The sequence below is a fragment of the Corynebacterium sp. HMSC05E07 genome, from assembly GCF_001807225.1.
Taxonomy (GTDB): Bacteria; Actinomycetota; Actinomycetes; order Mycobacteriales; family Mycobacteriaceae; genus Corynebacterium; species Corynebacterium singulare.
The window spans coordinates 238-14,221 of the sequence record NZ_KV788255.1 but is presented as its reverse complement, the minus strand read 5'-3'; the positions used below and the strand labels follow the sequence as shown (position 1 = coordinate 14,221).

Below are 13,984 nucleotides of genomic sequence, written 5' to 3'. Positions count from 1 at the left end.
CTGCATCTAATATCAGTTCGCGAGTATCTGCTCCCATTGCGGCATTACAGTAGTCACATCCCAACTGCGAGAATATTCTCTCGCTGCTGATCCCATCTCTTTAAAGGATGCGTTTTCCCGGCCTTTCAGAATGACCTTAATGTGAGCCTCTGGACTGCAGTCTTGGGCATAGTCACCGAATACTTCCTTGACGCCTTCGCGCTGCCAGAATACTGGAATCGTCCGAGCAGCCATTCCCTCAGCTGGGGCTAGGTGGAAGCTCTCCAACTCGCTTGGAGACAAAATATATCCAACGCCACGATGCCAGGAAGCGATATCGGCACTAAAAGGATCAAATACGACGTGCTCAGTAAGCAACTCGCTTCGGGTAATACGCTCAAAGAAGTCTAGGTAGAGTTGCTTTTGAACGGGGTCACTCCATACATGTGGATACTCCCACGGCATTCGTCCCTTGATACGCAAGATATAACGTTCGTCGATCTTCGCAAGTTGCTCAATTAAGTCGAGCGCACGATCCGGACGCTTGAGAAACGGAACCATGCCGACGAGCCCCAGTGCAAACTGCGCGTCACTAGTCTTCGGGCGATCAAAGTCAAGTAGATCGACGGTATTAGGCACAACCATGGTCTTAGGTTCGGCAAGTCCGAATCGCGCAATCGCCTGTTTACGCACCCAATCCGAGACAAATATCATTTTGTCAACCTTGTCCCAGGCGACGCCTTCCATCCATGGACCGTCAAGTTCAAAGCGGTGCAGCCTGGCGACCAATCTCGTCTCATCGGGAAGGTTATTCGAATACCAAGCCAGCGAGGGGCCCGCCCATTCACAAAATACCGTATCGGCCCATTCTGCGAGTTCTCGGCTAGCCTCCTCGTCATGTGTATGGAGCGTAGTCCACTTGTCCTGGAGCACTTCGAATGATGGACTTCGGGTAAGGAACTCCATCAGCTCGCCCATGAATTTGAGGTCATGGGACGCTACAACTATCCGTTGTTGCCGAGTTTCTTCGGGTTCTAACAATGTCGATAAGGCACCAGCGCGTTCGAAGTATGACATAAACCTTTCACGGGCTTTGCTCATCGAGAAATACTCGCTAGCTTCTGCTGCCTTCTGGCGTGCTTCGGATATCAGTGGAAGGCCCGCTGCGACTCTACTAGCAACTTCCTCGACTGTGTCATCGGCGCGAACAAAGAACGGGTAATTTTCGCCCCAGAGCTGTCGATGATCCTCTGTTTCGTTGACGATTGGTGCAGCGCCGGCCGCACCATACTCTAGCGCCTTCGTTGAGACCTCAAGGCTCGAATCTAATTCCGCCGTTCGCCATCCAAAACCGAGGTCAGCTGCCATGATCCGCTCGATGGACTCTGTACGGGGAAGCGCTCCCAGCCACGTCACCCCGCTATCAGCGTTGGCATGTGCCTTCTCCAGTGCCTCTCGCATTTTTCCAACCCATTGGGGGTCATCTTTGGCCCTGTTAAACTTCGCCCCCACCACATCGAGCTGAGCGGCAATACCGAGTTCCTTTAGTTTCCGCGGAAGCTCCAGCATTTCAAGGGTCCGCCACTCACGAGCAAGCTTTCCTGCGTACACGATTTTGAGTGTACGGTGCATTGCGTTCTGCGGGTTTCTCGCAGTATTGAACGCGAAGTCCGGAATCATTGGAGGGATGAGCAGAACTTTTCCGGCCGCCTGCGGAACCAAGGCTTCCCAATACGAGCGCGCAGCCTCGGTTTGCGCGAAAATCCGACGCGAACACTCTGCAATGTGTTTTAGCCGCTGTACATTGGTTCCTGATAGCTTTTTCGGGGGAAAGGGCAGGTCAGTAACATAGGACCACAGCATCGGAGAAATTTTCTCGTTCAAGCTGAAATCATAGACTGCTTGGAAGCCTCTCACTACGATAGCGGTAGCACGATTCTCCTTAACGAGCCTTTCCACCAACTCAGCCGCAGCCGTCGTACTAAGGGCCGCGTCTTCTGCGATACCTTCGGGGGCATGGATGTGGATGTTTGCAATCCCATCGATTGCGCTCAGCAAAGTACGGTTTTGAGGATGGTTTTTTAGCTGGATATGGACCTCATCGAAAACGCCAGAAAGCACTTCAGAAATTGACATCAGCCAGATCGAAGAGCCATCGATAACGTTCGGACTTACATCGCCGTAGACCACAACTGAGCTCATTAATCTTTCCCCTCTTCCGTACTATTGCGTTCTGTTTCGCCGTGTAGCAATGCTCTAAAGACCGGTGCGTAAATATCATCCTCCCAACTCCACGTAGTGGAGTTCTTCGAAATCACCACTGTCGCACGTTGACGAAGCTCTTCGCTGAAATGATTCGAGGTTTCGCTGGGGCAGACGATAACGACAGTTCCGTTTTTCTTTGCTTTTGTCATGTGGTCCAGCAGTCGGAAAAAACTACTCGTCTTCTGCGTCGACAAAAGGCCCGACCACAAACCACGCTCGAACTGGCTTTCTTCAATTACGAGATAGCTAGCATCTCTCAACGGTTTCCCTAAGAGGTGAGGCGAGGCGATGCGCTCAACACTCGCCAAGTTTTGCAAGGATTCCGCAGAATCGTGTGAGCCAATGAGCTCAATACGTCGCGTCCACATTTCGGAACGCGCGCTCATCAATGCGTGTAGAACTTCAGAACTATCACTGTCCATAGTCTGTTCAGCAGCCATGCGTCCAGCTGTATGTGCGTCAGGGCGTCCGAGGATGTGCGACGCCGGAATAGTTGATGGCGAAAATATGCCTTGTTTAGTGTGCCTCTCCTCATCAGGCTTTTCAGACAGGTCCGCTGCAAGCAATGACATGGGTTCCCGCGCAGCACGCCGGTCCTGCTCTTGAATAGCCTTATAAATTTCCTGGAGCTGTTTTTCCACACGCAAATTGCGGCGTAAGGCTTCTTTGATCAGCCCTTCTGACTTCTTGCGTGCGGATAGTGACATCACGACAAACACAAACCCAACGACAACTGCGCAAACCAGAAGCACCTTACCGATAGCACTGCTCGCCACAACAATAGCGCCAATAAGAAGTACAGTCGCCAACCCTGCGAGGATAATCAGTCCCCGTCCACGGCGAAAATAGTCAAGGCTCATGGGAGTCATTCCTTCAAATGATTTCCTGCTTACAGCGGGGACGGATTTCAGAGGATCCGCACCATAAGCAGTGGCTTAGTTTTGGACAGGTTTTTCAAGAAGCACCATGGGTGGTTCGTACACAGCCGTGACTTCCTTGAGATAATCGTGCGCAGGCTGCTTATCTTCCCTACCCATGAGTTTTGCCCATTCGTGATACTGTGCCGCAACTACATCTGTTTGACCATCAGCAATAATATGCCCCTTTGAGATCCAGATCGTTCGGTTGCAGTTGTTCTCGATTTCCTTGATGGCATGTGAGACTAAGAAGAGGTTACCGGCGCGCTCTAGGAGCTCGTGCATGCGAGCACGAGCTTTGGCTCCAAATGCCGCATCACCAGTTGAAAGTGCCTCATCAATCATGAGGATGTCAGGCCGCACCGCTGTCGAGATTGCGAAGGACAACCGCGCGGACATTCCGGACGAATAAGTCTTCATCGGGCGTTTAATCGCATCTCCGAGTTCGGTCCATTCCGCAATCTCACCTATTTGTGCCTTCGCTCCTGAAGGGCTCATCCCCAATGCTAAACATCCCAAGTAGATGTTGTGTTCACCGGAAAGATCAGGCTGCAATGCAGGTGAGACGCCCATAAGTGTGGGTTGAGAGCGAGTTAGAATGCGGCCTGAGGTCGGCGCCAAGCCGCCAGCAATCATGCTGAGAAGAGTCGATTTTCCCGAACCGTTAAGGCCAATGATGCCAATTGATTCGCCGGGTAACGCAATGAGTGAAGCATCGACAATGGCATCGACTACTGTTTTTCCACGGCTGACACGAGTCATACTGGCGTCTGAGGAGCGCCCCTGGCTAATTACATATCGTTTGGACACGTTGTCGACGACGACGTTGGCTCGCTCCACATAATTAATGTCTGGAACGGATTGCATCCGAGCCGTATTCTCAGACACCTCGCTCGAGTATTCAGGAGTTTCCTGAACGTCTTGGTCGACAGACTGATCCTCAAGGTCCTTTTTGGCTTCGAAGTATTCGCCTGGCGCGGGAGGAAGCTTAGACGAGTCGAACATATTTATCCTCCGCTCTCCAGAAGAAAATGAAGCCAAGCGCAAATGCACCTAAACTCCATGCCAGAAGTTCTCCCCAAGTCGAAAGGCTTGGAGCGGTGCGATAAATCGAGGAATCGCGGACTGCGGTGAGGAAAATATAGCAGGGGTTGGCAGTCATTATTTGGTGAACGGCTGAATGCTCGGCAAATCTGTCGATAGAATACATAACGCCAGATAAGAAGAACAATCCGCCGGTCAAAAGGCCCAGTATTGTCTTCGCCTCCGGGACCTGGGCGGTGAGGCGCGCGGTGATCATCATTAACCCGCACCCAAAAACGTGGATTAAAAGGAACAACGGAATGACGAAGAACAGAGTCCACGAGGGGCCCGTTCCCCACTGAAAAAGAAACGCCGCTATCAGCGCCACAATGGCGGGCAACACGTTATCGATCATCGAGCGCAATGTGGTCGAGAACGGTATCGAAGCCCTAGGAAACTGAAACGCTCGGATCATCGATCGAGAGGACTGCATGAGGCTAATACCGGAATTCATGAGCCCCGTCATCATCGACATGAAAATGATGCCGATAAACAGGAAGCCAATGAAGTTCTCGATACCACGAGAAGTCTTCAAAAGCATGCCGAAAAGGAATCCGTACAGTGCGACATCGAAAAGCGGGTTAAGGACAAGCCACAACTGCCACAAGCGGTAGTCACGCGTCGTGCGAAGCGCCTTTGCTCTCGCATCTGCAACGATGAAGAAACGGCGAGCCCACAGCTGCGAAACGTACTCACGCAGCGTCGGTCGCGTGGCAAGTGGATGCAGACCTTCCGGGTTAACAATCTGCACTCGGCCTTGGTGTTTCGCAACTTGGACGTTGAGGTCTTCGACTCCTCTCTGCGAAGTCTTGGAGCCTCGCCATGTATGCCGTGCCAAATGCATCAGCCCTTCCAGATTAGTTGTTGAAGAATCAGCGTAAGTACTCGCGGTCTGCAATGTGTAGGCCGAGAATTGCTAACGGGCATTGTACCTAGCCTGCCTGAGAAGTTCGTCGAGAACACTGCGAGCTTGTTCTATGTCACCTGCCGCCGATGAGAATGTAAGCGGCAGTTTCGAGAGTGGCGATTCGTCCACCGTGATACCCCACACTGCTGCACCGCTACCGACGTAGTCAGCGTATTTTGAAGGCAAAAAGGGATTCACAGTGAAGGTCGAGGCACTCGTATCAGTGTCATTCACCACCAGTGCATCGAAGTGCGTGGCTACGTTGAGAAACGTCAGGTACGGCATGTACCCGTTGATACGGAGGCGGCTGAACCCTGGATGGTTCCATAATTCGCGGGTAAGGTGCTCAGGCTTTGAGGTAAAGATGTGAAGAAGAAACTCATCACCATGAGGATGATGTTCTAGTGAGGTAAGGACATCGCCGATGCCTCGATTTGCGTAAAAGTTTCCGAAGTAGCCGATATTGATGCGCTTTGGGTCAAGCTCGTAGTCCGCTTCCACAAGGTGGTACATCTCTTCCGTGGGTACCGCGTGATGGCGAATTGTCGATTTAGAGCGGACAAAGCTTTGTAGGTCCTTTGGATAACGCTCTAACATCACCCGCTGCTGATTCTCGTTGGTGAAAATGACCTCATCGGCATACAACAGTGTGACAAGCTCAGTGAGCTCGAAGTGCGTTGAATACGATATTTCGTGCCAATCGGAACGCTCAACCATCTTCTTCATCTGGTAGGTGGTCACTCCCCGCGTGAGCTCACCTGGGCGGGGCGTACCGTCGACACCGACACTCAATGGATCCGAGAATTCTGCTTCCCAGCGCGTTCCAGGATGTTTGCTTTTGAAAAGGGCAGCAGCAACGTGCGAACCAGACCAGAGGGCGCGCGAGTACATTGAGTCATAACCATCTTGGTCTTTAGCTCGTTTAGCAGCCTTTCGTGCGGCTTGGCGCGCGTAGGAGCAGATTGCGCCCCAATGCGCGAAAGACGGCACAACATCGATCTCTTCGGCGTGTACGAGGAACGGATCAACAATGAGCCGCGTCGACTCGTCACGTCCCCGGACACGCTCCATATCGGCATAGTAGACGTCCACCAGCTCCGCATCATTTCTGATGACTTTTGCCGTGACATTGGCCGAGGTATCCGCATACGGGGGAAAGCAATAAGAGAAAACCAGCCGGTTCGCTTTTTCCTGGCGTAGGCCTTCCCAGTCCAAACCAGGAACGCCGATAGCCACTGCGGTATCGATAGCGCGCTGGGTATCGTCAGAGTGCGCCTTGAGGTAACTTTTGACGAACCCAAACTGTGCTTCTTCGAGTGCGTGGAGAGCGCGGTGTTTCGGGGCTGCTTCATTGATTGTGCGAAGCTGTGCAATGCATTCAAGACGCTGGGTGACATTAAAATCAAAGCTTTCGCGCTGGCGCGACACCGAATCAGAGCGAATTGTGCGCACATAGGCAGAGCTCTCCCCTACCTTCGGTGTGTGTAAGAGCAGTCCTGGGATCTCAAGTAAGTGCGCAAAATACGCCACATCCTCGCCTGAACGAAGCAACTCGTCGTAACGGTACTTCTGAGCTATCTCCGTAGGGATGATTTTGCTGGCATTGAAGCCGAGCGCCCACGGCGCGGTGGCAACTGGGACCGTGGTACCTCGCAAAGTCGTAATGCGGGCGTTGAGGGAATTGTCCTGAATGGATCTTCCGTCGATGGTGTCAACGATGGGCAAGAGAGTGACCACCCCGTCATCGGCCTCTTTGAGGCCAGATTCGAGGTAGCGTGGTTGAAGAACGTCATCGTCATCGAGGAAGGTGATGAAGCGACGGCGTGCGGATGCTATGCCAAGGTTACGAGCACGACCGGCCCCCGGGGTAAGACTGCGCAGTATTCGTATGGTCAACTCGGGAAACTGGCTAGTGAGCGCTTGATCAAATTCGTGAGAAGTGCTTGCTTGCGTTGAAGAAACTCCGTCGCCGTTGAGCACAACGAGGACTTCGACGAGGTCTTTCCTAATACTCTGCTTTGCAAGCGGAGCAAGAGCAGAATAAAGGTTCATCTCTACACGATTCGTTCCGTCTGTGCCCACGGCACCAGAGACGAAGGACGGGATGACAACTGAAATACCAGGGACGTGGAAGCTCATCGAATTCTCTCCAGAACCTTATACATCAGGTTTACTACTGAACTCGGCAAGTACTTTTTGAAAGGCTTAGCCAGAGGCGTGACTCGCGAAATAAGTAAGCTTCGCAAGGTCACCGCGGTTGCGGCAGTAGTGACCGGCTCTTGAGTCACCATAGATGGAGTCGCTGCGGCCCTAAGCCCTTCGAGCCAATCCTCACTAGAGCGGTCCCCATTCCTCGCCTGCTTAATACGCACTTGAATCCAGCCATCACTGAGATGAACCCCAGCAACGGCAATATGCTCGCCTGTGCGATCTGCGACGAGCTGGCGAAGATTCGACGTATCCGTTCGTGGAGCCCAATACTCAACGTGACGTCCCGCATCCACATAGTTCCTAAGGACTTCCATAGCTACATCCGGTTGAATGTCTATCAGCACTATTGGAAGAGAATCGACATCTGCGAGTTGGTCCCTAGTGAAGCAGAAAGTTACCGAGCCTGCAGCCTGGGGCAAAACGTGGGGCATTTCAGAGGACTCCAACAACACGGCGTAGTCAGAGTCCACAGGAGGAAAGCTCTCAAGAGAGAAAATACGCACTGGTAATCCTTCTTCCCCCGCTATGCTTTGGTTTGTTGTCTGGTGACGGTGGTGACGATTCCCAGAAAGGCTTCGGGTACAACCTCATCACGCTGGGTGGCGACCCACTCGCGCCCGGACGGGGAAACGGTGAGCTTCGAGCGGTCGTCGATAAGCGTTGTCCATGCTTCCGCAAGCGCCTCGGGATTCTCTGGTGGTACCACGATTCCTGCTCCGAGGCTCTCAACGATACGGGCTGCTTCCCCTTGCACCACAGCGGTCGTGTGGACACCTAAAGACATCAACTCATAGGTTTTTGACGGCACAGTGCGGTTGAGTGGCTCCCAATCTGTCAGGTGGATTAGAGCGGTATCCGCCCATTCGTAAATAGCCTGCAGCTCGTCAGCGGGCACTCGATGCTCAATAGTCGCGTTAATGCCGAGAGCTTCCATCGTCGCTTTTGTGGCATGCCACGTGGCGCCGTCGCCGACGATGCGCAGATTGATAGCGTAACCGCGGTCTTGCGCGATCTTCACGGCCTTCACCGCATTGTCGATTTTCTGCGCGCGACCCACTGTTCCGGCGTACAGGACATTAAGCTCTGAAGAGGAACGCTGCGACTTGTCACTAGCGATGAATTCGGTCTTGGGGGGAAATACATTGCGCACCGTCCGGATGTGACGCTTGCCTTCCGCTCCCCTATTCGCATCGTCTTTCTCCATATGTTCAGTAAGATCCTGCGAAGTCGTCATGATGCCATCTGCGCGGTGGAGTGCGTGGTTCATAGCGCGCTCGGTCAGCGCTGTCAGCAGCTGGAACGGGCCTTTGGTGAGAACGATCTCTCGCACAGAGCGCTTGCCGGTACCGGAATTCCAATCACCCTTTTCTTTCAGCAATTCCGGCCAGGCGTCACGCAAATCAATGATGTAGGGCGCTCGGAGCGTGAAAGCAGCAATGTGGGTAACCATAGCGGTGGGAAGCGCTGGGACTGTGCCAATGACGAGGTCAGGTTTGAACTCCTGGAAGTGTCCGCGTTTGGTCACCAGCATTGAGAGCATTGATACAGCAACAGAGGCTTGGTTGAGGATGCGGTGAGTAAGCGAAGGTCCCGCGGGAAAAAAGCCCGATCGCAAAATTTTCTCCCCTGAATTTCCTTCTTCAAGGTCATTAGCGCCCAGGACGTTTCTGCGGGAGAACCACTGTTTAAGACCGAGGCGGCGTTGATAGTGCGGCGGTGGCGCAATGACGAGTACGTCATGGCCTGCCTGGACCAGAATCTTGGACAACCACGACCAGCGGCGCTGAGGTACTCCATTCTCGGGAGCCCAATATTGAGAGAGAACGAGAATTCTCACGCTGCGTGCTGCCTCCTGTGTCTATAGGTTACGGGATACCTTTATGTGAACTTAGCGCCAAATGCCTTTGGTATCGATGACAGTCTTGCCTTGAAGCACGGTCTTATCGAGGGCCACGAACTCCTTGTGATTGACCAGAAGAAGGACAACCTCGGCGGCAGCAATCGCGTCAGCAGCATCCTGTTTGGTGAGGTTGGAGAGGTTATTCAGAACCGGAGGCAGTTCCTCGACATTTGGCTCTACCACGCGGATGTCTAACTGGGGGTTGTCCACGGCAAGGCGCTTAACAATCTCCAGCGATGGTGATTCGCGTAAATCATCAATGTCGTTCTTAAAGGCAATGCCCAAGGCAGCAACGACTGGATGATCCTTACCTTCAAGGGCCTTCAGGACTTGGTCGATGACCCACTCTGGTTTCCCGTCATTCACAGTGCGCGCCGTCTTAATGAGTTTGGCTTCTTCGGGTGCAGCGGAAACGATGAACCACGGATCCACGGCGATGCAATGACCACCCACGCCCGGTCCCGGCTGGAGAATATTTACTCGTGGGTGGTGGTTGGCAAGGTCAATGAGCTCCCACACATCAATGCCGAGGCGGTCACAAATAAGAGACAATTCATTGGCAAAGGCAATATTGACGTCACGGAAAGAGTTCTCCGTGAGTTTCGCCATCTCAGCTGTCGTCGCATTCGTGACGAGCAAGTCTGCGGTACAAAAGGTGGAATAAAGCTCGCGGGCTAATTCCGCACCCTTCGGCGTCAATCCACCGATCACGCGGTCATTGTTCTCCATCTCCTCCATAATCTTGCCAGGAAGCACGCGCTCAGGGCAGTGTGCGATGAAGATTGCGTTATCGTCCTCGTCATTAAGGGACAAGTCTGGACGCAGCTCAACGAAGTGCTTAGCCATATCCTCGGTAGTGCCAGGCGGAGACGTGGACTCCAGCACTACAAGTGCGCCTGGTTTCAGGTGAGGAGCGAGCGCCTCTGCTGCGGCTTGAATGTACTTTGTATCGACACTGTGGTCCTCACGGAAGGGAGTGGGAACGCACACAATGTAGGCATTGGCTTCAATTTGCTCGGTCTGTGCGGTTAGCGTTCCTTCCTTGACCACTCGGGCGAGCAATTCCCCGAAGCCCGGCTCAAAGAAAGGGACTTTTCCAGCATTGATGCTGTCCACGACATCCTGATTGACATCGATGCCGACCACCGGAATCCCCTTGGAAGCAATAAAAGCAGCAGTGGGAAGACCAATGTACCCCAAGCCAACGACGCTGACCTTGTCGAAAGCACGGAGATTTGTAGAATTCGGAACCATATCCGCCTTTCTATCAATTAACCTCCAATTACGGTAGCACGGTGACTCTTTCCACCCCGTGGAGAGACGAGAAGGGCTCGAGATTTTAACTCAACTCACATGTTTGCGGCGATAACCATAGGTTCTTGTTCTTTGGCACGTGTGTGAGTGTGACTAGAGTAGGCAGCTATGGCTGTGAAGAGAAACTACGCGCGCTACGGCGCCACGACAACATTCTTCGACTCTGTCGAGGATTTTCTCTCTTCATCCATCCCCGGCAAAGGGTCCGATGAAGCGGCGGCAGTATCTATTCATTACGGTGCTGCCTTCATGGATCTGCTCGTGGAGGATCGCGGGGCTGACAGCACCATTATTCTGTTTCACGCCGCTATCGACCCACGGCAGACCACTCTTCCAGTCTTCGTGGGACGCCACATGGTGGAGGGGATAGAGGCTAACGTGGTCTACGTTTCCGACCCTTCCCTCGACCACGGAGCAAGTATTGGATGGTTCACTGGGGATGAATCCCGTCCTTTTCAAGACGACCTCACTGCTTGCCTTGACCACATATTCACTAGTTTTCACCCCGATGTCTCAGCATCAGAGTTGGGCAGAAAAGCGATCTTCTTCGGAGCGTCCGCGGGTGGCTTTGCCGCGATGTACTACTCCCACCGCTTTCCTGGATCTTTGGCAGTGGTCTCCAACCCCCAAACGCACATCGGACGCTACCTTGAGCCTCAAGTAAAGGCCTATCGCAAGAAGTGTTGGAGCAGCCGAAAGCTTTCTGAAACCACGATCACGTTTGACCTCGTGACGGAGTACTCCGAGGGCTTCGACAACTACGTGGCCTACCTTCAAAACAAGGATGACGAGCTGCATTACACCCAGCACTTCACGCCATGGTCCCAAGCCGTAGAAAACTATCCACGACAGTGGAGGCTCGTTCTCGGAGACTGGGGCGAGGGTCATGCCCCTGCCCCGCAGATGCTGCTCACGGGCATTCTCGGTTACGCAGCATCTTTAGACGGGGATTGGGAGCAACTCTTCGACGACGAAATCTTTAACAACCCCGAATAGGTCACTCCCCTATTTGCGCAGCTTCCTATTCAATTGGTCAAGGCGCGCTACTACTTTATTGGCAGTCTCCTCACCTAGGACATTGCGAAGTGTGGAGACAACGTTAGTCCGATTTTGATAGACACGATCAACGGTGTGCTCGACTAGACCACGGACCCCCTGGCTTCTTTCTTCGTCCCATCGCTCCGGGCTGACACAACGCGCTTCCGTGCCTCTTTGCTGAACTACAACCTGCGAAATTTCTACCTGCTCAGCCCTCTCAGTTTGCGCCAGGATTCGGAAGCCACGGAGCCGGTGGCCTTGTTCAAGATGAAGGCTCACCAGGGTGCGGAATGTCCCTTGCGCCGTGGGAACATAGGCAAAATGTCCGATACTCGGGTTATTCGAAGCCGCGAATCCTTGGATCGCCTTGAACGAGGGAACTCGTCGCCCGCGAGAATCCTCAATCCACAAGCTCACCAATAGCTCATTGGAGATCTCCTCGTCTGATTCGCCTTCGATGATCAAGCCGACATTGCTGCTAGCGGGTTCAAGAAGATAATGCTGACCTTGTCCCACAGTCTCGTTAACAGCCAGCAGGGCGCTCTGATTCTGCATTTGCTCAGCCACCGTAGGGAAAGCCGCTTCGAGTGCCGCCACGTCCGTAAAAGGCGGGAAGGCTGCCATGTTCTCCATAAGACGCGCCATCACCACAGCCGGTTCGTGACGCATCGCGTTGTCTTGTCCCGGGTGAATGGCACGAAGATAGCCCAAATGAGACGCGTCCAAAATCACGGGCGCAAAGCGGTCAGATTTGTCATGCGGGCCACTTTGCGGCTCTACGACAGTCCCGTCGTCCTGCACCGAGCAGACCGACAAAAGCCCCATTGAGTTCATCGGAGTATGTGCCTCACGCAGGTGGAAGAACTGTTCGTCCACGTACACCGCTTCCACACCAAGCGGCATGCTCACAAGCATTCCTTCAAACTCCGGTTTGATGTACTGCTTAGTGGTCTGAAAATAGTGAACGGACAACATATCGTCGTCATCAAGCCGGTAGCGGCCGAATGTGCCCCTAAAGCCAGTGGTTTGGATATAGCGACGCACCGCTGTCCAGCCGCTATCACCATCCGGAAGCTCATCGAGGTGCAATATGTCGAAGCTGTCCGCTGCCTCCTGCAGCTGCTCCTTGAACTTCTGCGGTAAAGACTCAGAAAAGGAGACAATGTGCTTCACATCGAACCCTTCGGCCGCCTGCGCCAGCGTGGGCACAGTGTGGTTTAAAAAGATGTCAGCACGTAGGGAAAGACGCGCATCATCATAGAGGTAGTCACGGTATTGGTCTTCTGAAAATCCGCTCTGCTCATTACTCGCACGCCACGACGCGGAATCCGGGACGAAGAGACTGAAGCGAGTGTGCCCAACGAACATGAAGAAACCTTCTCTCCCCTACAGATGCTTTCGGTTGGCCAGTCTAGCGATGCCGGACTTCCAGCATGAACTATGCCGTACCAGGTTACATCGAAAAGCCCCATGAACAGGCGATTTGTAAAGTTAGGGATATAGCTAATATAGTTACTTCTCGTTGCAGCGAGCAAGGCTTCTTGCCCAAGCAACCCACACATAATCCTCCATAGCTCAGTTGGCAGAGCATTCGACTGTTAATCGAAGGGTCACTGGTTCGAGCCCAGTTGGAGGAGCAAAGAAAATTGACGTGATTGTGCAGGTGAGAGACCTGCACTCACAACTATAGCACTCGGTTGGATAACGTCCGTGGCCACCAGGAGGCCTCAGGATTTTTGAGAAGTATCCAGCCGGGTGCTCTCTTGTCGGCTTAAGGGACATTTCGTGTGGATTTGCGGCGTGTCGCGTTAAGGGACATTTCGTGTGGATTTAGGCGCGTCCGGCCCAGCCTTTTCTTATGCCTAAGCTGGGGTTCCATTCGTTGTCGATGCCGGTGTCGTATGTGGCTGGTCGACCGTCTGGGTGGCCGCGGCGTTTAAGTTGTTCTTTCGCCCAGGCTTTGCGTGCTGCTTTTTCTCCTTGGCGTCCGAAGTCTTGTCGCTTGGCAAGCTCCAGTGGCGGTACGGGGTCTTCGGTGTGAGTGTAGAGCCACCAGTCCATGGTGATGCGCTGATGCTCATCGAACATGCCGCGATGATTGCCCGCTAAGTCTTTGAGCTGTTTGTTGATGCCGCCTTCCAGCAGGTTTGTGGTGGCTTTTAAGTCCTGCGTGGCACCATCAGGCGGGGTCAGAAAGGCAAATAGATGTCCTTCGTGAATGAGCTTTTCCAAACGTTTTAGAGCCCTGCGGGCATTGCGGTGGGTGTACCACCATTTCTGGTTGGGGCTGACCCATTTCGGTACTTGGCCTGCAGGTATAGCACTGCGGTAGGTTCGCTGTTTAAGCCAATCAGCAAAGGTGATGCGGGT

The 13,984-nt window shown here is 53.3% G+C and carries 9 protein-coding genes, 1 tRNA gene and 1 pseudogene; 2 read left to right on the top strand and 9 right to left on the bottom strand.

Annotated elements, in window-relative coordinates; translation table 11 throughout:
• Positions 1–12: 12 nt before the first annotated feature.
• From HMPREF3149_RS10115 to wecC, 7 genes are all read right to left on the bottom strand, one after another.
• Positions 13–2,181: a glycosyltransferase gene (locus HMPREF3149_RS10115; protein WP_070537899.1), complete on the bottom strand. Its 2,169-nt coding sequence runs from the start codon at positions 2,179–2,181 to the stop codon at positions 13–15.
• The gene (locus HMPREF3149_RS10110) at positions 2,181–3,104 is read right to left on the bottom strand and encodes a hypothetical protein (protein WP_070537898.1); all 924 of its coding nucleotides are present in this window, start codon (positions 3,102–3,104) and stop codon (positions 2,181–2,183) included. The genes HMPREF3149_RS10115 and HMPREF3149_RS10110 overlap by 1 nt, the downstream gene beginning before the upstream one ends.
• A gap of 75 nt (positions 3,105–3,179) precedes the next feature.
• Positions 3,180–4,202, bottom strand: coding sequence for an ABC transporter ATP-binding protein (locus HMPREF3149_RS10105; protein WP_141741504.1), 1,023 nt, complete (start codon positions 4,200–4,202; stop codon positions 3,180–3,182).
• Positions 4,150–4,995 carry an ABC transporter permease gene (locus HMPREF3149_RS10100; protein WP_070537933.1) on the bottom strand — a complete coding sequence of 282 codons (846 nt, stop codon included), beginning with the start codon at positions 4,993–4,995 and terminating at the stop codon, positions 4,150–4,152. Before HMPREF3149_RS10100 ends, HMPREF3149_RS10105 begins: the two co-directional genes overlap by 53 nt.
• A 165-nt stretch (positions 4,996–5,160) precedes the next feature.
• Positions 5,161–7,290 carry a glycosyltransferase family 2 protein gene (locus HMPREF3149_RS10095; RefSeq protein ID WP_070537896.1) on the bottom strand — a complete coding sequence of 710 codons (2,130 nt, stop codon included), beginning with the start codon at positions 7,288–7,290 and terminating at the stop codon, positions 5,161–5,163.
• Positions 7,291–7,885: 595 nt separating this feature from the next.
• A complete protein-coding gene (locus HMPREF3149_RS10085) occupies positions 7,886–9,199 on the bottom strand; it encodes a glycosyltransferase family 4 protein (RefSeq protein WP_070537892.1) in 1,314 nt (437 codons plus the stop codon).
• 51 nt (positions 9,200–9,250) lie between these two features.
• A complete protein-coding gene (wecC, locus tag HMPREF3149_RS10080) occupies positions 9,251–10,516 on the bottom strand; it encodes a UDP-N-acetyl-D-mannosamine dehydrogenase (RefSeq protein WP_070537890.1) in 1,266 nt (421 codons plus the stop codon).
• A 168-nt stretch (positions 10,517–10,684) separates the two neighbouring features.
• Here wecC and HMPREF3149_RS10075 point away from each other — a divergent pair, with 168 nt between their 5' ends.
• A complete protein-coding gene (locus HMPREF3149_RS10075; RefSeq protein WP_070537888.1) occupies positions 10,685–11,572 on the top strand; it encodes a hypothetical protein in 888 nt (295 codons plus the stop codon).
• Between the two features lie 9 nt (positions 11,573–11,581).
• Here HMPREF3149_RS10075 and HMPREF3149_RS10070 read toward each other — a convergent pair whose 3' ends face one another.
• On the bottom strand, positions 11,582–12,982 hold the full coding sequence (locus tag HMPREF3149_RS10070; protein ID WP_070537886.1) for a glycosyltransferase: 1,401 nt from the start codon (positions 12,980–12,982) through the stop codon (positions 11,582–11,584).
• Positions 12,983–13,178: 196 nt separating this feature from the next.
• Here HMPREF3149_RS10070 and HMPREF3149_RS10065 point away from each other — a divergent pair.
• Positions 13,179–13,251, top strand: a tRNA-Asn gene (locus HMPREF3149_RS10065).
• Positions 13,252–13,444: 193 nt separating this feature from the next.
• Here HMPREF3149_RS10065 and HMPREF3149_RS13135 read toward each other — a convergent pair.
• Positions 13,445–13,984, bottom strand: a pseudogene (locus HMPREF3149_RS13135) (IS256 family transposase); the annotation flags it as partial.

Coding starts and splice junctions, on each gene's coding strand:
- HMPREF3149_RS10115 (WP_070537899.1), bottom strand. CDS start 2,181: ATGAGCTCAGTTGTGGTCTACGGCGATGTAAGTCCGAACGTTATCGAT.
- HMPREF3149_RS10110 (WP_070537898.1), bottom strand. CDS start 3,104: ATGAGCCTTGACTATTTTCGCCGTGGACGGGGACTGATTATCCTCGCA.
- HMPREF3149_RS10095 (WP_070537896.1), bottom strand. CDS start 7,290: ATGAGCTTCCACGTCCCTGGTATTTCAGTTGTCATCCCGTCCTTCGTC.
- wecC (WP_070537890.1), bottom strand. CDS start 10,516: ATGGTTCCGAATTCTACAAATCTCCGTGCTTTCGACAAGGTCAGCGTC.
- HMPREF3149_RS10075 (WP_070537888.1), top strand. CDS start 10,685: ATGGCTGTGAAGAGAAACTACGCGCGCTACGGCGCCACGACAACATTC.
- HMPREF3149_RS10070 (WP_070537886.1), bottom strand. CDS start 12,982: ATGTTCGTTGGGCACACTCGCTTCAGTCTCTTCGTCCCGGATTCCGCG.